Annotated in this window: 15 protein-coding genes; 5 read left to right on the forward strand and 10 right to left on the reverse strand. The window is 44.7% G+C overall.

The window, feature by feature from the left end; all coding sequences use genetic code 11:
* Both NTX75_10355 and NTX75_10360 read left to right on the forward strand, forming a co-directional pair.
* On the forward strand, positions 1 to 241 hold a 241-nt coding region (locus NTX75_10355; GenBank protein MCX5816621.1), incomplete at its 5' end, for a hypothetical protein.
* Positions 242 to 269: 28 nt separating this feature from the next.
* Positions 270 to 3,302, forward strand: coding sequence for an EAL domain-containing protein (locus tag NTX75_10360; GenBank protein ID MCX5816622.1), 3,033 nt, complete (start codon positions 270 to 272; stop codon positions 3,300 to 3,302).
* Between the two features lie 402 nt (positions 3,303 to 3,704).
* Here NTX75_10360 and NTX75_10365 read toward each other — a convergent pair whose 3' ends face one another.
* From NTX75_10365 to recG, 3 genes are all read right to left on the reverse strand, one after another.
* Positions 3,705 to 5,258, reverse strand: coding sequence for a phospholipase D family protein (locus NTX75_10365; GenBank protein MCX5816623.1), 1,554 nt, complete (start codon positions 5,256 to 5,258; stop codon positions 3,705 to 3,707).
* Between the two features lie 88 nt (positions 5,259 to 5,346).
* Entirely contained in the window at positions 5,347 to 6,774 is a 1,428-nt protein-coding gene (gene pyk / locus NTX75_10370; protein ID MCX5816624.1) for a pyruvate kinase, read from the reverse strand.
* 28 nt (positions 6,775 to 6,802) lie between these two features.
* Entirely contained in the window at positions 6,803 to 8,998 is a 2,196-nt protein-coding gene (recG, locus tag NTX75_10375; GenBank protein MCX5816625.1) for an ATP-dependent DNA helicase RecG, read from the reverse strand.
* 140 nt (positions 8,999 to 9,138) lie between these two features.
* Between recG and NTX75_10380 the strand changes: the two genes are divergently transcribed.
* The 3 genes from NTX75_10380 to pyrE all read left to right on the forward strand — a co-directional run bounded on the left by NTX75_10380 (position 9,139) and on the right by pyrE (position 11,831).
* Positions 9,139 to 9,684: a macro domain-containing protein gene (locus NTX75_10380; GenBank protein ID MCX5816626.1), complete on the forward strand. Its 546-nt coding sequence runs from the start codon at positions 9,139 to 9,141 to the stop codon at positions 9,682 to 9,684.
* 120 nt (positions 9,685 to 9,804) lie between these two features.
* Entirely contained in the window at positions 9,805 to 11,199 is a 1,395-nt protein-coding gene (gene purF, locus NTX75_10385) for an amidophosphoribosyltransferase (protein ID MCX5816627.1), read from the forward strand.
* 86 nt (positions 11,200 to 11,285) lie between these two features.
* Positions 11,286 to 11,831 (forward strand): orotate phosphoribosyltransferase, encoded by a 546-nt coding sequence (gene pyrE, locus NTX75_10390; GenBank protein ID MCX5816628.1) that lies wholly within the window; start codon positions 11,286 to 11,288, stop codon positions 11,829 to 11,831.
* A gap of 4 nt (positions 11,832 to 11,835) precedes the next feature.
* Here pyrE and yihA read toward each other — a convergent pair whose 3' ends face one another.
* From yihA to NTX75_10425, 7 genes are read right to left on the reverse strand one after another with little or no spacing between them, the layout of a single operon-like run.
* Entirely contained in the window at positions 11,836 to 12,429 is a 594-nt protein-coding gene (gene yihA / locus NTX75_10395) for a ribosome biogenesis GTP-binding protein YihA/YsxC (protein MCX5816629.1), read from the reverse strand.
* A 20-nt stretch (positions 12,430 to 12,449) separates the two neighbouring features.
* Positions 12,450 to 14,024: a glycosyltransferase family 39 protein gene (locus NTX75_10400; protein MCX5816630.1), complete on the reverse strand. Its 1,575-nt coding sequence runs from the start codon at positions 14,022 to 14,024 to the stop codon at positions 12,450 to 12,452.
* A gap of 26 nt (positions 14,025 to 14,050) precedes the next feature.
* Entirely contained in the window at positions 14,051 to 14,848 is a 798-nt protein-coding gene (locus NTX75_10405) for a class I SAM-dependent methyltransferase (GenBank protein MCX5816631.1), read from the reverse strand.
* Positions 14,849 to 14,874: 26 nt separating this feature from the next.
* Entirely contained in the window at positions 14,875 to 15,519 is a 645-nt protein-coding gene (locus NTX75_10410) for a sugar transferase (protein ID MCX5816632.1), read from the reverse strand.
* Between the two features lie 19 nt (positions 15,520 to 15,538).
* Positions 15,539 to 16,696: a glycosyltransferase family 4 protein gene (locus NTX75_10415; GenBank protein ID MCX5816633.1), complete on the reverse strand. Its 1,158-nt coding sequence runs from the start codon at positions 16,694 to 16,696 to the stop codon at positions 15,539 to 15,541.
* Positions 16,683 to 17,618, reverse strand: coding sequence for a glycosyltransferase (locus NTX75_10420; GenBank protein ID MCX5816634.1), 936 nt, complete (start codon positions 17,616 to 17,618; stop codon positions 16,683 to 16,685). Before NTX75_10420 ends, NTX75_10415 begins: the two co-directional genes overlap by 14 nt.
* 10 nt (positions 17,619 to 17,628) lie before the next feature.
* The gene (locus NTX75_10425; protein MCX5816635.1) at positions 17,629 to 18,738 is read right to left on the reverse strand and encodes a DegT/DnrJ/EryC1/StrS aminotransferase family protein; all 1,110 of its coding nucleotides are present in this window, start codon (positions 18,736 to 18,738) and stop codon (positions 17,629 to 17,631) included.
* Positions 18,739 to 18,912 lie beyond the last annotated feature (174 nt).

Raw genomic sequence — 18,912 nt, forward strand, 5'->3', positions numbered from 1 at the left:
GCGCCTTGACGGCGCCGGTTATCCCCGGGGGCTCAAAGGGGAGGAAATCTCGCTGGAGGCGCAGATAATTTCCGTCGCCGACGTCGTCGAAGCCATGAGTTCTCATCGCCCCTACCGACCTGGCCTCGGTATTGACGCCGCCCTGGAGGAAATCAAAAAGAACAGGGGCATCCTCTACGATCCGGCCGCTGTGGATGCATGTCTGCGGCTTTTCCTGGAGAAGGGATTCACTTTTTCATAAAAGAAGTGGTTAGAGGAGGGCCAAAATCATGTATAGATCCTGGCAGGAAGGGATAAATCGAATCCTCGGTCTGGTTCTTGAACCTGTCCCGTTTGACGAGAAGCTGAAGCGCATTACCGATGGCGTCGTTGAGACTTTCGGCGCAGATTTCTGCCGGATCTGGATTATCGGGAAAGGAGACCTGTGCAGCGCCGGCTGCATGCATGCCGAAGCCTTGGAAGAGCCGCATGTCTGCCGGTATCGCGACAAGTGCCTGTACCTGAAAGCCAGTTCGGGCAGATACACCCATATTGACGGGAAAGTCCACCGGCGCGTCCCGTTCGGCACCTACAAGATCGGGCGCATCGCATCCGGGGAAGAGATAAGATTCCTGACAAACAATGTCCAGCGCGATCCACGTGTCCATGATAATGAATGGGCAAAAAACCTCGGACTGGTGGCGTTTGCCGGCTACCAGCTGCGACCTCAGGATGGTGAGACCCTCGGGGTGCTGGCCCTCTTTGCGAAGTTCGAGATCTCTCCGGATATGGACGCCACTCTTGAGGGGCTGAGCGAGGCCATTGCCCTTGTCATCCAGAAGGATATCGCGGAACGGGCGCTGGCAGAGAGTGAGTGGGCGCTTATTCAAATCAAAAAGGCCGTAGAAAGCTCCGGTGAGGCCATTGGCATGGCAAATCCTCAGGGGAGCCATTTCTACCAGAACAAAGCCTTTCTTGACCTGTTTGAATATTCGGTCGAAGAGCTCAACAAACCGTTAGAACCCATCGTTACGTATGCAGATCCTGAGGTGGGACGCGAGGTCTTCGAGACCATTATGCAGGGCTCCCCCTGGGTGGGCGAGACCATAATGGTAGCCAAGGGTGGGCGGCGATTCCCGGTTTTTTTGCGGGCAGATGCGGTCAAGGATGACAATGGCAATATTATTGGCTTAATTGGTATTCACACAGACATCACAGAGCGTAAGCAGGCGGAGGAAGCACTGCAGAAGAGCGAAGAAAAATACCGATATTTGGTAGATAATATGAATGACGGAATCTACATTATTGATGAAAAAGGCACTATTCTATTTGCCAACAATGCATTGGCGAGTATTCATGGTTTTGATAGTCCTGATAAATTATTGAATAAATGTTTTATAGAATTCGTAGAGCCATCGGCAAGAAAAGAAATATTGAAGAGCTATAAAAACGGAATACAATCCGGGAAGATGTTTAATGAGATCGAGATACCTATTATAAGTGTAGATGGCTCTATGGTGTATGTTCTTATCAGACCATTTATTATTCGCGATGGGGAACGAATTACTAGCACGGGTGGAATTGTTCGGGATATCACCGAGCGCAGACGGGCGGAGGAGGCACTGCACCGCTCGGAGACGAAGTTCCGTACGCTCTACGATTCGTCCAGCGACGCGGTGATGTTGCTGGACGAGAAGGGCTTTTTCGACTGCAACAAGGCGACCCTGGCGATCTTCGGCTGCGCGACCCAGGAGGAGTTTTCCTCGAAACACCCCGCCATTTTGTCACCGCCGCAACAGCCGTGCGGCACGGATTCCATGGTGCTGGCCAACCAGATGATTGCGACGGCGATGGAAAAGGGCAGCATTCGCTTTGAGTGGACGCACAAGAGAAACGACACCGGCGAGACCTTTCCCGCCGAGGTGCTGCTCACTGCCATGGAACTGGATGGCAAACAGGTTGTTCAGGCGGTTGTCCGCGACATCACTGAGCGCAAACACACCGAAGATCGGATTCAGTACCTCGCCACACACGACGTCCTGACAGGACTGCCCAACCGCTCGATGTTCAGCCAACTGCTAAATCATGCCATTCAGGCGGCGCAGCGTTATCAGCGTCAGTTTGCCGTGTTGTTCATCGACTTGGATCGCTTCAAGATTATTAATGATACCTTGGGGCACGAGGCAGGAGATCAACTGCTGCAAGAAATCGCCACGCGGTTGAAGCAGCCGCTGCGGGCAGTTGATATTGTCGGTCGTCTGGGAGGCGATGAATTCATTATACTGATCGAAGAAGTGAATGAGTTGAGTCAAGTCACAATCGTAGCCAACAAGATCCTTACCAGCATTATTAAACCCATAACTCTTATGGGGCAAAAATGCCGTATAACGGCGAGCATCGGCATCTGCATGTACCCGAAGGATGCCGAAGATGAGCAATCCCTGATGAAAAATGCCGATATAGCCATGTATCTTGCCAAAGAGGAAGGCAAGAACAATTACCAATTCTACTCTGAAGATATTCAATCAAAATCGTTAGAACGTCTATCGATCGAAACAAACCTGCGCTTTGCCCTTGAGCGCAATGAGCTCTCTTTGCATTATCAGGCAAAAGTTGACTTCAAAACGAACGCGATCACTGGCGTAGAGGCGCTCCTTCGCTGGCAGAATCCATATCTTGGTTCGGTAACCCCCACGCAATTCATTCCCGTGGCCGAAGAAACAGGTCTGATCATGTCCATGGGCCGATGGGTATTGAAGACCGCGTGTGCCCAAAATGTCGCCTGGCAACAGCAGGGTCTTCCCGCTGTCTGCATGGCGGTAAATTTGTCACTGCGGCAACTCACGGATGACAATCTGATAAATGATATCGGGGCAGCTTTGAAAGATTCCGGCATGGCGCCAAACCTGCTGGAACTCGAAATTACCGAAAGCATGGTGATGCATAATCCTGCGCACATGATTTCTGTGTTGGCTAAAATCAAAAGCATGGGCGTGCGGCTGGCCATTGACGATTTCGGCACCGGATACTCTTCTCTTGCCCAAATCAAGCACTTCCCCATCGATACGCTCAAGGTGGACAGATCCTTCATCCGCAACATCCCGAAAGACGCTGAAGACAGGGCGATCACCGAGGCGATTATAGCTATGGGCAAAACCCTAAGTCTTACCGTCGTGGCCGAAGGTGTAGAAACGGTAGAACAAATGAACTTCTTAAAGGAACACTCCTGTGACGAGATGCAGGGTTACTACTTCAGTAAACCTATTGTGCCGGAACAGTTTGCCGATTTGCTGCGGAAACATGCCCCCTCTCCACTGAAGTGAATCTGAACAGCACAGACGATACTTATGCGGCGTTTCTGCATTTGATTTTTGATTGACAGGGCAAATTTTAATAATCGCCATGTATCAAGCCAAGCAAGCGGGGCAAGCCCGATACCAGCTCTATAAAAAGGCCTGTAGATGCGATACTAATCGCATCTACCTATTCAAATGCGAAAGAAATCAGTCAATTCATCAAGTGAGTTTCTGGTATAATACGACTTTTAAGGGCTTTTTATTTCCATAAAATATCTTCAATAATCTTGATTCTGAGGTTTCTTTTTGAAACCCGGTGGACCCTCACTAATTCTTTGAGATACGCAAAACAGCCATCAAGAGAGTTTGTCGTATATGGAAAACAATGTAACGATTGCAACAATGTCCCGCTGTCTTTACATTTTTCAGCTAAAGAAATGATTCAGGAACAAAGATAGACATGAATTGTACAGAAAGGCGACGCCAGATGGATGTCATCGGATCATGGGTATACACAACTTCCTTTCCATTTTCCTCTGTTTTCCATATCAGACTGGAATTATCGGATAGGGTTACTTTATAGCTGTATTGCGGCAATGACCCGTTTTCAAAAAATTTCCTTGCCTGCTCGGCAATCTCGGGGCTTTCTACATAAATGCCGATTTCTGTATTTGTCTGTTTTGACCTGGCATCAAGGTTCCTGGAGCCCACAAAAACAGACTTTCCATCAAAGATGTAAATTTTTGCGTGAAGGCTTCCCCGGGACGAGCCGATGAATCTTCTCCTTCCCTCCTTCTCTTTATCTCCGGTTTCAGGCTTCATCTCATAGATTTCAACACCCTTTTCGAGCAAACTCTTACGATACCTCGCATAACCGGAATGGACCGACACTACATCCGTAGAAGCGAGGGAATTTGTTCCAATCCTGACCTGGATACCGCTTTCCTGCAATTTGCCATAGAATTCAACACCTGTCTTTCCGGGAACAAAATAAGGAGATATGAGGATCACTTCCGATTTTACATCTTTTATAAGGGAAAACAATTGCGTTCCAAGATAAACGGCAGAATTCGTGTGGTCATCATCGGTAATCTTTTCGGGCAGGTCATACACCACAAAACCCTTTGCCCAGCTCGAAGAGATGTTACCGGCAACTAAACGATTCAGAAAATCGGATTCCCTGAGACTAACCGCGTATTTCGAATCTCTCGCCTTATTGTTTTTTTCCTTCAATATCTCAAAGGCCTTCTTATAATCCTCATCGGCAGGCTGTCTTGAATCAAAGAATTCAAAAGGAATTGCCCATTCGCTGTTCCAATATATATCAAAACTTTTCGAAATGTCCTTCACAATAGGGCCTGCGGCCATTATATCCATATCAGAAAAATTCTGATCTTCCCTTGCCCCGAAATATTCATCGGCAAGGTTCCGTCCTCCTACGATACCGATAGTATTATCAACAACAAACGCCTTATTGTGCATTCTGTGGTTAAGCAGTTTAAAGTTGCCCACAAGGGCGAATAAACGGGGAAATCCTTTACGCCGATCCGGAACAGGGTTGAAGAGGCGTATCTCAATGTTGGGATGGTTGTTGAGCAACCACAACTGGGAATCATTGAGCCCCGTACCGAGATCATCAAAAAGCAGCCGTACCCTGACTCCACGGTCTGCGGCACGGATCAGCCTCTCCATGAGAACGCTAACGGTAAGGTCATCGTTGACAATGTAATACTGAAGATCAAGGGTGCGCTCGGCGGCCTCAACGAGAAGAGCCCGGGCAATAAACGCATCAATATCTGACGGCAATATGTAAAAACCGGACTCACCGGGATGCTTCTCCGCTTTCAGAGCCACAGTCTTTCCAAGTTTTGTTTCATCCCGGATTTCAACAGCATAGGATGGAACCTTCGGGATATCCTTCGGCAATGAAGCACAACCCGTCATTAAGATGGCGATGATAATAAGTGTTAGATAACGGAACATATTCATATTAAAATAACAAATATTTCATTCGGAATAAACAGAATTATGCTCTGTGTCAACACAATCTCTTTCTCCTTGCATAATTCTATTATTTAATCTCGTGTATCTTCATAAAATTTGTCTTACCCGATATTGAAGGCGGGAGGCTTGCCACTATGACAATCCTGTCTCCGGACTTCGCGTACCCCGACCGGACAAGGGCAGATTCTACTTCATTGACGAGTTGGTCGGTATTTTCCATATTTCTGACCATATAAGGGATAACACCCCAGTAGATAGGCATCCGCCTCACAACCTGCTCATCGGGTGATAATGCAACGATGGGTGTTGCCGGTCTGAATTTGGAAATCAAGCGCGCAGTGAATCCTGACTTTGTAAAGGCCACAATCCATCTGGCCCCTGTTTCTTCTGCGGCCCGGGATGCTGCATGGGCAATCGCCCTGGGCAGTTCAGACCCTTCCGGCTTCAAAATATCCTTTTGCCTTTTGTGCGCAGCAGATTGCGTTGGCATAGCAGTCTCCGTATAGGAGATGATCCTGTCCATCACTCTTACGGCTTCTATGGGGTATTTTCCTGCTGAAGTCTCTCCGGAGAGCATCAGGGCATCCGTTCCGTCAATCACCGCATTGGCCACATCAGTGGATTCCGCCCGTGTTGGTCTTGAATGCTGGGTCATCGACTCGAGCATCTGCGTCGCAGTAATAACGATTCGCCCGTTCATGTTCGCCTTTTCTATGAGCATCTTCTGAAACATGGGGACTTCTTCAAGGGGCATCTCTACCCCCAGATCGCCTCTCGCAACCATGATTCCATCCACCTCTTCCAGTATGCCGTCAATATTGTGTATCGCCTCTTCCTTTTCAATCTTTGCAATGAGGGGGATCTGCGCGCCTCTTTTTGAGAGCCACTTTTTTACGGTCTTTACGTCCGTCGCGGTTCTCACGAAAGAGAGGGCAACATAATCAACATCCATTGTGATGCCGAACTCCAGGTCTTTCTTGTCCTTCTCGGTAAAAAATGGAGCGCTGATCTTCATATGCGGCAGATTAACACCCTTGTGTTCTTTTAATATCCCGCCTTCAATTACCGTGGCGCCCAGGGCATCCTTATCTTTTTTTGTAACTTCGAGCTTCATGAGACCATCATCAAGCAGGATAAAATCCCCAACCTTTGCATCATCTATCAGCCAGGGGTAATCGATGAATATCCTTTTGCCGTCCCCTTCCTCATCACCTTTCAGTATGGTAAGTCCGGCGCCTTTTTCAAGTTTAACCTTCTCTCCTTTGAGCCGCCCTACCCTTATCTTGATGCCCTGAAGGTCCTGGAGGATGGAGACCTCTTTTTTCAGCCTTTTGGATACCTTTCTGATCCTTTTAATCACTTCACCATGGCTCGCATGATCACCATGTGAAAAATTCAACCTCGCCACATCCATACCGCTGGTAATGAGCGCCTCAAGCTGCTTTTCGCTGCTCGTCACCGGCCCTATGGTACACACTATTTTTGCCCTTCTCATAACGCCTCCTTTTAAAATTCTAATCCATTTATGCTACATCAACTAAATGGATTTTATCCTTCCAGCGTTCCTTTGCCTTCTCCTTAATCCTGTTCAACTCATGGACGGTCATTTTCCCCATTGCTTCGTCTGCAATCTCTCTGGCATGTATCATAATATTTACGTCACGCACAACATCCCCCACTCTGAAATCGGGGATGCCGGATTGCCTTGACCCCAACATCTCGCCCGGCCCCCGCATCTTCATATCCTCTTCAGCGATCTTGAAACCGTCCGATGTGCTCTCCATCACCTTTAATCTCTTTGTCGCTACATCTGTCCTTTTCGTAGATGTGATGAGGATGCATTTTGATGCGTGGATACCTCTCCCGACCCTCCCCCTCAACTGATGGAGCTGGGATAGCCCGAACCGTTCTGCGTGTTCTATCACAATCATCGTGGCATTAGGCACATCAATGCCAACCTCGATGACCGTCGTACACACAAGGATGTCAATCTCATTGTTTTTGAATCTCCCCATGACCTTTTCTTTTTCTTCAGGTTTCATTCTTCCATGGAGAAGGCCTATTTTTCTGGAGGGGAAAACCGTTTTGCGAAAATGGGCAGCCATATCCTTTGCGTTCAAGAGCTCGCTTTTGTCAGATTCTTCAACCAGCGGATAGACAATAAATATCTGTTTCCCGTTCTCCAGCTCCTCTTCCATCATCTTGTAAACGGCCGGCTTATTCTGTTCCAGATAAACCTTTGTCAATATTTTCTGACGTCCTTTGGGCAGTTCATCAATAACCGATACATCGAGGTCGCCATAGATAGCCATGGATAGTGTCCGCGGGATCGGTGTTGCCGTCATAACCAATGTGTCGGGAACAACATTAATTGCGGATTGCGGATTGCGGATTGCGGATTGAAAGTCATCAGGGGCTTCTATCGCCGATACGCCGTTTCGCCGATACGCCGTTTCTGACCCATCTTCCCCCTGGCCCCTGCCTTTCAGGGTTTTTCGCTGTATAACACCGAATCTGTGCTGTTCATCAATAATGACAAGGCCGAGCCTGCGGAACATTACATCCTTCTGGATAAGGGCATGGGTACCGACAATTACGGAGGTTTCTCCATCCCTGATATGTTCAAGGATGCCTTTCCTCTCTTTGCCCAGATTTCCCCTCAGAAACGCTACAGAGATTCCCAGTCCATCAAAAAACCTGTGAACAGAAAGGTAGTGCTGCTCGGCAAGTATCCCGGTAGGAGCCATGAAAGCCACCTGATAGCCATTATCTATGGCAATACAGGAAGCCAGAACAGCGCAGACCGTTTTGCCGCACCCCACATCCCCCTGAAGAAGTCTGTTCATAGGCTCATTGAGTCCCATATCATGCTCAATTTCCCTGACAACTCTGTCCTGGGCGTCTGTCAGCTCAAAGGGGAGCCCATCTTTAAACCGTCTGTAAAAAGTACCGTCCGTTTTGAAACGTATGCCCTTCCCCTGTTTTATCTCCCTTTTTTTCATCAGTAATGCCGACTGGAAAAGAAAATACTCCTCGAAGATCAGGCGATCAAGGGGCGTGATTCGTGAAGCGTGATTCGTGATGGGTTCCGGAAAATGGAGGCATTGAAATGCTTCGCAGAGCGTTATTAAACCGTGAATATTTTCTACACTTTCCGGGATAACGCTCTGAATATGTCCTCCAAAACGTTCAAATGCCTCTTTTATGATATTCCTCAAGACCCCCTGTTTGATACCCTCTATCTCTGAATAAACAGGCATAACGGTTTTATAGTTTTTTACTTCATCTTCATGGTCAATCATTGTAATATCCGGATGAATCATCTGGAGCTGCGCTCCAAACTTTTTTACTTCGCCTGACAGCAACAAGAGATTGCCTTTTCTGCAAATGTTCTTCAAATAATACTTGTTCCACTGAAACCATTTAATCGATAAAGTACCTGTGCCGTCTTCGATAATCGCTTCAAAGGCCTTTTTTCGTGAATGTCTGAAGAATAAGGATTTATATGCTGTTACCGTCCCAAGCACTGATGCCTTTTCCCCTTCATTTACTTCATTTATGTTACATATATCCCTCCTGTCTTCATATCTGAAGGGTAAAAAATACAAAAGGTCTTCCACTGTTTCAATCCCTCTTTTTTTAAATATGCCGGCAATCTTCGAACCAACGCCTTTAATCATCTCGATGGAAGCATTGAACTGATCTTTTTCCTTTTCCATTTCTTCATTTTATATTACAATTATAAAACGTGAAAGTGCAAATGCGAACTGCGAAACAAAAGAAATGAAATCTGCAATCCGAAATCCGTACGGTTTAATCCTGCCGAAGGCGGGACAATCCGAAATTTGTTGGGGTTACCATGGGGACATTAAAAAGCATTGTAATAGAAAACACTAAGGTAAGCATTATCAGGGGTGATTTGACGGAAAGCAACGTCGATGCCATCGTGAATGCGGCAAACTCGCATCTCCAGCATGGCGGTGGTGTTGCCGGAGCCATTGTGAGAAAAGGCGGCAGTATTATCCAGGAGGAAAGCAACAAAATCGGGTATGTGCCTGTAGGTAACTGCGCAATAACATCAGCAGGCAAACTGAAGGCAAAGTATGTAATCCACGCCGTGGGACCCCGTTGGGGGGAAGGCGATGAAGAGAACAAGTTGAAAAATGCCGTTAAGAACATATTGAATCTCGCGACACAAAGGGGCTTTAAAGCCATTTCAATGCCTGCTATCAGTGCAGGGATATTTGGTTTTCCAAAAGAGCGTTGTGCACAAATTATGGTAGACGAAACCAAGAGATTTCTGAAAGACAACGGAGAAACATCTTTGAAGGAGATAAACTTTTACCTTATCGATGAAGATATCGTAAGGTTTTTCAAAAATCAGTTAGAAAGAAACAAAACGTAAAACGTCTGCGAGCAGTGCGAGCTTGAGGGGGTGACTCCGACAGCTTTGCTGGTGGAGGGGGCGACGCAAGCCCCGGTAATAGAGTATCCAGCATCAGGAAACATAGTACAGGAGTTACATATGTGTGGGATTTTCGGAGTTTTTAACTATAAAGACGCTGCCAATATGACCTACCTTGGACTCCACGCCTTGCAGCATAGAGGACAGGAAAGCGCCGGCATCGTAAGCACTAACGGCACAAACATGGCAGTTCACAAGGAAATGGGCCATGTATCCGATATTTTTGACGAAAGTGTACTGAAAAAAATCCAGGGACACTCTGCAATCGGGCATGTCAGATACTCAACCGCAGGATCAAGCCGCCTCGTCAGCGCACAGCCCTTGGCAGTTGAGTATTCAAAAGGCTTTCTGTCGGTAGCTCATAACGGAAATCTCACGAACGCAAAGGTAATAAGAGAGGAGCTGGAGAATTACGGCTCAATCTTCCAGTCAACCACTGACACTGAGGTTATCATCCACCTTATAGCGCTTTCACACGAATTTACCACCGTGGAAAGGTTGATCAGCGCCCTTAAAAGGATTGAGGGGTCTTACTCCCTCCTCATTCTGACGAACAAGGAACTCATTGCTGTGCGAGACCCCTATGGATTCAGACCCCTTGTCCTCGGCAAACTAAAGAATTCGTTTGTTGTATCCAGCGAAACCTGTGCTTTTGACCTTATAGAGGCAAATTATTTGAGGGAGATCGAGCCCGGTGAAATTCTGCACATAAGCCGCGATGGAATAAAATCATATAAACCATTTAAAAAAGTCCGGCCACACTATTGTATATTTGAATATGTCTACTTTGCAAGGCCGGATAGTTACATGTTCGGAAGAACCGTGTATTCGGTAAGGAAGGCATTTGGCAGGGAATTAGCAAAGGAAACCCATGTGGATGCAGATATGGTTATACCTATTCCTGATTCCGGGATTGGCGCTGCCATTGGTTATTCCCAGGAGACAGGGATACCTTTTGAACTTGGTCTTATAAGAAACCATTACGTAGGAAGAACCTTCATAGAGCCCGAGGAATCAATCAGACATTTCGGGGTAAAATTGAAACTTAATGCAGTTCGTGATACTGTAAAAGGCAAAAGAATTGTTGTTGTTGATGATTCAATCGTAAGGGCAACGACAGGCAGAAAGATCATTAAAATGTTAAGACAATACGGGGCAAAGGAGATACATTTCAGGGTAAGCTCCCCCCCTACGACACATCCCTGCTTCTATGGTATCGATACCCCGTCAAGGACGGAGCTCATTGCATCGTCCCACCAGGTAGATGAGATAAACAAATACATGGAGTCTGACACGCTCCAGTACCTCAGTGTTGACGGCATGAAAAGGGCAATCGGGCAGGATGAGGCGTCATTTGACTATTCCTTCTGTGACGCCTGCTTTACCGGTGATTACCCTTTAAAGTTCCCGTGGGGCATGGAACTTGAGCAGATGGAACTGTTTGTAAAGCGATAAATGCAGTTTTGAATTTTGAGTGTTGAGTTTTAAGCTATAAAATACTATCCTGATTCATTATCAAATTATTAGGGGGCTCACTGAATATGAGCGAACGGGAAAGGTTGTTAGAAATTCTGAAAGACCTATCTTATGAGGAAGGGGATTTTGTACTTACGAGCGGCAAGAGGAGCGCATTCTATATTGATTGTAAAGAGACGACACTCAACCCTGAGGGTATGCATCTTGTTGGAAACATCATGTACGGGATGGCGAAAGATATACCGGGGATTGATGCCGTTGGAGGGGTGAGTATCGGGGGGGATCCGCTTGTGTGCGCCGTTGTATTGGAGGCCTACAACCGGAAAGATCATTTGATGGGATTTTTTATCAGGAAGGAGCCCAAAGGTCATGGTTCAAACCTCTGGGTGGAAGGCGGGAAAAATTTAAGGAAGGGAATGAATGTTGTGATACTTGAAGATGTAGTCACAACGGGGGGTTCATCACTAAAAGCTATAGATGTTACTGAAAAAGCAGGCTATAACGTAAAAGGCACCATAGCGATACTCGACAGACTTGAAGGTGGTAAAGAAGCAATAGAATCAAAAGGTTATATGTTTAAATCAATATTTAACCTTAATGATTTGAGATAACTTTTTATTCTACCACAGTAAATATATGTGACAGTATTTCTTTTCTGCCGTCCCCGCTCTTTGCTGAAAAAACGAACACATGTTCCGGTCCGAAAACTTTATTAAACAGCGCCTTTTTCGAGGCTGCTTCATTTCTGGTTGCTTTATCGATTTTAGTAATGACAAAAGAAAAAGGTATCCTGTTGTCTTCCAACCACTCTATGAGTATGTTATCGAGCTCGTCGAGGTCCCTCCTCACATCAAATAACCATATAAGCCTTTTTATGTTGGGATTTTGAAGTATATACTGCTCAATCATCTCCTGCCAGCCTTGATACATCTCACGTGAAACCTTTGAATACCCGAAGCCGGGAAAATCAGAGATGAAGAATGATTTTTTTGCATTTTTAAATTCATACTCAATTTTATATAAATTTATGGATCTCGTTCTCCCGGGAGTTGAGCTCGTCCTTGCAATCTTCTGCATGACAAGCCTGTTAATCATGGAAGATTTTCCCACATTCGACCTGCCTATAAAGGCTATCTCCGGCAAATCTTCTCTTTTTTTGTTATCATAGGATGTAACGCTCTTCAAAAAAACGGCATTTAATATTTTCATAGAAAGTTCCTCGGTTTTCCCTACTTGTCCTTTATTTTATACACCGCTATAGAATACTCCTTGAAGTTTTCTAATTGCGGCAGGGAAACCCTCTCAAATCGTGCCGGGTCAATAATTTCTTTGAAGCCGGGCATGTATGTGTTGATGGTTCTCTCATCAATCATCACATAGTCGGCCTTGTTCTCCCTGACAAGCAGGTTAAATGTTTTATAATCCGACCTTACAGGAATTGTTACAAATTCTGCATCTGCATAAAATGCAACCCTGTAAAGTGAGTGCTCCCCGGCAAACTTAGCCTTGGAATACCCGAGTTTTTTCAGATACACACCTGCCTTCTTCAGTTCGATTTTATCGCCTCCTGAGGATGCAAGTGTATTGGGAAGCACGATGATGAGAATGATTACGAGGAGCAACCCCGTGGTATGCCTTGAGAGGTTAAAAAAGGTTCTTGATCCTTTGCTCAAGAGATGCGCAATCCTCTCTTTTAGTTCGAAAAAACCGATTGAAGCCCATATCAGGGCAGGAATTGCCACAAGAAGTCCGTGTCTCGTGCTGAGATAACACGTTTTAACCATGTATATGTAAATACTTAGAAAAAAGACAAGAATCCAGATAAGGAAAGGGATTTCACTCTTACTGTAAGGAATATATTTTCTTTTAATAACACCGAAGAGAAAGAGTATGAAAAATATTACATGGAGTGATTTTGCAAATTTATATATCCCCTCTGAAAAATAAATCTCGTATTTGTGTCTTGCGGCCATATCAAAAAAATTTCTGAAATGGGAAGGAATCATATCGATAAGCTCCTGCTTCAGCTCGAGGTCCCGGGCCGCATCATGCACTAACATTAAACGGGGCAGCTTCTCTCCCACAAGCCCTAATTCCCATTTTCCCAGATTGTTTTTAAGGGCAAAGAGAAATGGAAAGGCAATAAGCGGAAAGGAAATGATGAATACAAACACCATTACAAACAGGTTTTTTACACTCATACCTCCATCAACACAATACCAGATCATCCAGAGAATAATAATCAAAACAAGTGCTGCCCCCTCAAAGCGGGTAAACGTGGCCATTCCCACAAAAAGACTGGCTAATGCTAAAAATATCCATCTCTTACGGGTAATACCCCTCCAGGCACAATAGAGGGATGTTATCGAAAAAAACCAGAAGGACGGCTCTCTTAGAACATCACTTGAGTATTCAACAAGTCGTGGACCGATGGTATAAAAGAGTGAGGCCATAAAGGCAATGCGGTTGCCTATAAGTTCCCTGATAAGAAGAAAAAAAGGAACAACCGCAAGTGAACCTAATAAGGCTGAAACCAATCTTCCTGCCATTTCCCAGTCATGAAAGACTTTTTGAAATGCCACAATCAGAAATGGGTAGAGATTGAAAAAACTGAATGTTGATATTTTCTGAAAGTTGCCGGAAGCAATCATTTTGGCAACTTCAATGTATTGCATCCCGTCAGGCGTAATCACTTGCGCTGAGAATACACTATAAAGCCTTACGATAAATGCCAGAATCGTAAGGCCTGCGAGCAGCAAGATTACCTTTTTATTTTCCGACAGTCTTTTTATCTCGTCTATCATACAGATTTTTTAATACACGATGAGATTTAAATTTTCTTCAGCACAAACATATTCACATAGCCATAATCACCATAACTTGGCATATACCTGAAAAACTCAACAAATTTATTATTATATTCTAATTCTTTTTTCCCAGCAATTAAAGCTGGATATAAAACTTTACTACCAAAATAATAGCTACTTAAAAAATTCTTACAATTTTTTAATCTTGATTCCGAATGATTAATGGAAAGATCCTCAAATTTTTTCTTAATAAACTCTGAAAATTTTTTATTTTCAAAGAATATATTATGAAATGGTTGCGGAATAGAATCTAAACCAACAGCATTCCTTGCTTCGTTTAGATTTTTTAAGCTATCAGCAAAAGATTCTACCATTATAAAAACGCCGTTCTTCTTAAGAACTCTCCTGATCTCTTTCAATGCTTTTTGTTGTTTTTCCCAAGAATCTAAATTGATTAAACACCTCTCTGTGAACACGATATCGAAAGAAGAATCTTCAAATTTCAAATTCAAAACATCTCCTACTTCGTATGTTACTCCTTTAACATTTCGTTTTTTGGCAATTTCAACTAAATCTTCGCAGAAGTCTATGCACTTTATTGATTGAATATTTAATTTGTTGACTATCTGCTCTGAAGAATATCCATTACCAGAACCCACTTCTAAGATTTTTGGATTATTAAAATAAGTTTTAACAACATTAAGAACGTCAATTATCTTATCAATTTCCATATCCCTTATATTGATATCTTTCATGCTTGATTGTTTTGAAGCACCATATTCCTCAGCTATTTCTTTATAGTGCTCTTTTATTTTATGCATTTTTCACCTCGCATCTCTTGTTATCTCTATTCCCTGCGAACCCTATATGTGATTCCATCTTTCTCCTCTGTAATCTTCTGATTGCTGCCCAGAAAATATTCGACCGTCACCTGACCCGATTGGCTGATTCCCTCTCGCTTCAAAATCTTCCAGAACGTCATGAAGATAATCTTCAAATCCAGTCGAAAACTCTGATGATCCACATACCAGACATCAAGTTTGAACTTCTCCTCCCAGGTAATAGCATTACGGCCGTTCACCTGCGCCCAGCCGGTGATACCCGGTTTTGCATCGTGGCGTCTCGCCTGTTCCGGTGAATACCTCGGCAGATATTCCATGAGAAGAGGTCTCGGACCCACAAAACTTAAATCACCCTTCAGTACATTGAATAACTGGGGTAATTCGTCAAGGCTTGATCTGCGTAATATCGTGCCTGTTGCAGTCATTCGTAACTTGTCCGGTAGCAATTCGCCTGTATTATTACTTGCATCAGTCATTGTACGGAATTTATAAAGATAAAAAGGCGCTCCATGAAGGCCCGGACGTTGTTGAACAAACAAAACGGGCTTGCCCATGACAATTCTTACAACACAGGCAATGATAAGCATGGGCAGAGATAAGATAATCAGCAGTGCCAATGCCAGGAAAACATCGAAACACCTTTTCAAAATAAATTCTTTGTTTGCTTTTTCACGCTATACCTGTGATTTTTTTATAATAATCGAGCATTGAAGTTGTAACCCTTTCTTTTGCGTATAACGCCAGCGCCCTCTTTTGAGCTTCCCTGCCCATTTGTTTTACTGTTTCAGGCGCATCAAAGAATTTTTTCATTTTTAGGGCAAGATCTCCGGGGTTGCCGGCTGAAAAGAGAAATCCCGTAATACCATCCTCGATCGTATCGGTTACGCCATAAATCCTTGATCCTATGGATGGGATACCAGCAGAGGCTGCCTGAATAATGACAACCCCGAATCCTTCCCGGTAGGAGGGCAGGCAAAATACGTCCGCCGCTGCAATGAAGTGTTCGGGCACATCGGTATAATCTTCAAAATGTATTTTTTGCAGACAGGACGTGCAGATTGATTCAATCTGTTCCTTCATTCCCTGCTCGTCAGGCCCGACAATGATAAGACGGGTATTTTTGTATGTTTTGCAGATCTGTAAAAAAGAGTCGGCAAGATCAAGTAATCCTTTGTCACGATTAAGCCTGCCGAGATACAGAAAAACGATATCGGATTCCGATATGCCGTATTGTCTTCTTATCCGACCCCTTGCTTCGGCATTTGGTGAAAACCTTTCTGCATCAACCCCGCATATGGAACCATTAGCAATAACGCCTGATCTTTCGGATGATATCACACCCTGGTCCATAAGAAAGCTTCTCTGAGAATGGCTGTCGACGAGTATATGTGTTGCACAGGCCGCCAGAACCTTATCCATGGACTTGAGCAGGCACCGCATAAACCCTTTCCTTGTTGCCCAGACCTGACCTGTGAAAGTATGAATCCTTACAGGGACACGTGCAAAAAACGCAGCAAGCATAGACAGAAGGCCCGATTTAGGCATGATGGAATGTACTACATAAAAACCTTCTTCTCTGAATAATCTGTAGAGGTGCATGACAACACGGAGGTCCATCAGAGGAGAGATCTTTCGCTCTATAGGCACCGGTATCACCGTTACATCCAAACCAAACGGCTTTAAGAAGTTTTTGTCCGGCGTATTCACAATAAGGGAAATGTCAAAATAAGGGGTCATGGCCCTGATATGATCCACCAGAAAAGCCTTAACGGAAATCTCGACGACCGCTACGAAACAAATCTTCTTCTTTTGGCTAATCAGACTCACTAAAGGCGCCTTTTGTCATAAAACTATGTATTTTATGCCATACTTTGGGTGGAAAAAACGTGATCACATAGAGCAGGAAAAACCTGTAATCGGTCAACCTGAAGGGATACAGGCATGCCCTTGCCTTCTGTGTGTTATTGTGTAACATTTCTGCCCTTGCCCTATAATACCCGATTTTTGCATTCAAGTAATCAAGCTCAGAGCTATATTTTGCCTCAAAAGAGGGGTCCATTTTTTTGAACTTCCCGATTGTGTATGCCATTTCATCGGGAAACTTTTCAATGTATTTGATGCTGCTCATGCCCGGATGAATGCGATATACTGCCAGCGGTTGATCAATATAGGCCGCCTTTGATCTATAGAGAACTCTCATAAAAAGATCAAATTCCTCAGTCAAAATGAGGTTGCTGTCAAAAAAATCACCCAAACGGTCCAAAGAGCTTTTTCTTATCATAACGGTAGAAATTGAAACCGGATAATAACGCAAAAACTTATCAAATACATATCCGGAAGACTGTCTTTTTTTGTGAAAGAGCATCTGCCGTCCTTTTTTCGTAACAAACAGGTTGCTATACACAAGATCCACATCCTGACAACTTTTTACAACATCTACCTGCTCAACTGTCTTCTCGGGCAGCCACATATCATCATGGTCAATAAAGGCTAAATATTCTCCACTGGAAAGTTCAATTGCCCGGTTACGCGAATAGCCGAGTCCCCTGTTTTCCTGATAATGGTAAACCACCGGGAATCCTCGGCTCTTAAACTCCATGATTATCGATTCGGTAGAATCAGACGAGCCGTCATTGATAACAACAAGCTCCCAGTCGGTGAAGGTCTGCTCTTCGACGCTCCTGAGGGTCTCCTGCAGAAACTTCTCCGAGTTATAACAGCACAGATTTATGCTTACTTTTGGAGGCATAGGAATGTAGTTACTGTTTGCAGAATTCGAGAACAGATGAGATAACAAGGTCTACGTCACCATCGGTCATATCGGAATAGAGCGGAAGGGTGACAATCTCCTTCCAGACCGTCTCCGTAACGGGAAGCTCCGTTGCGTACTTCTCAAAGAATGGCTGGAGATGATTTGGTATATAGTGGACACCGCTGTCGATTCCTTTTGATTTGAGAAAACCGATGAACTCATCCCTTTTTGATTCGATTTTCAGGATGTAGCTGAAGAATGCCGTATTCTCGTAATCCTTTCTCAGTATACCGATGTCTGATAAACCCCGGAAGGCTTTATCATATCTTTCAACTATCTCTCTCTTTCTGTTCAGAAATCTGCCGAGCTTTTTCAGTTGCATGAGCCCGATGGCAGCATTGATATTACTCATGTGGTACCTGAAGCCAAGCATATTCACGCTATAAAACCAATCCCTTTTTTGTCCGAACCTGCTCCACGTGTCTTTATCAATACCCAGTATCCTCTTTTTCCTCATCACCTGAGCCAACCCATCATCATTCGTTGTAATAGCCCCACCTTCGCCGCAGGTAATGTTCTTTATTGGATCAAAGCTGAAACAGGTTATATCACCAAAAGCGCCTATTTTTCTCCCGTTATACGATGAGCCAAAGGCATGGGCAGCATCTTCGACTATGGTTAGGTTTTTTTCCTTTCCTATCCTCAATATCTCATCCATATTGCAGGGAAGGCCGCCGTAATGGACAGGCATAATCACCTTCGTTCTGGCAGTGATCCTCTTTTCCGCATCCCCTGCGTCCATATTAAGAGTGTCGCCTTCAATATCGCAGAATACCGGTGCTGCACCGCAGGCAACGATTGCCTGGATCGTGGCCACAAAGGTCAAAGAGGGAACAATGACCTCATCGCCCTCTTTTAACCCGATGGAATCCAGTGCAAGATGGAGGGCTGTGGTTCCGGTGTTTACGGCAACAACATTTCCTGCACCTAAAATCTCTTTGATCCTGTTCTCAAAATCAAAGACCCACTTGCCCATCCCGAGCCATCCGGTATCAAATACCTTTTTCACCTCTGCCAGCTCTTCATCGCCAATTGATGGCCGTTGAACTTGGATCATTTGACCTCCCAAAGTCTAAAGTTCGCAAAAATCAATTCCTGCTTCCCTCGATCCAGTATGTATCCCAGCGCGTTTTCTTCTCCAGAAATCCGTCATGTACCCCCGTAAACCCTGATGCTTCCATGGCAGACTGATAATCTTTACGGTTTCTCAGGTATCCCCAGAACTGTCTCC

This window comes from Pseudomonadota bacterium, from assembly GCA_026388315.1.
Lineage (GTDB): Bacteria > Desulfobacterota > Syntrophorhabdia > Syntrophorhabdales > Syntrophorhabdaceae > MWEV01.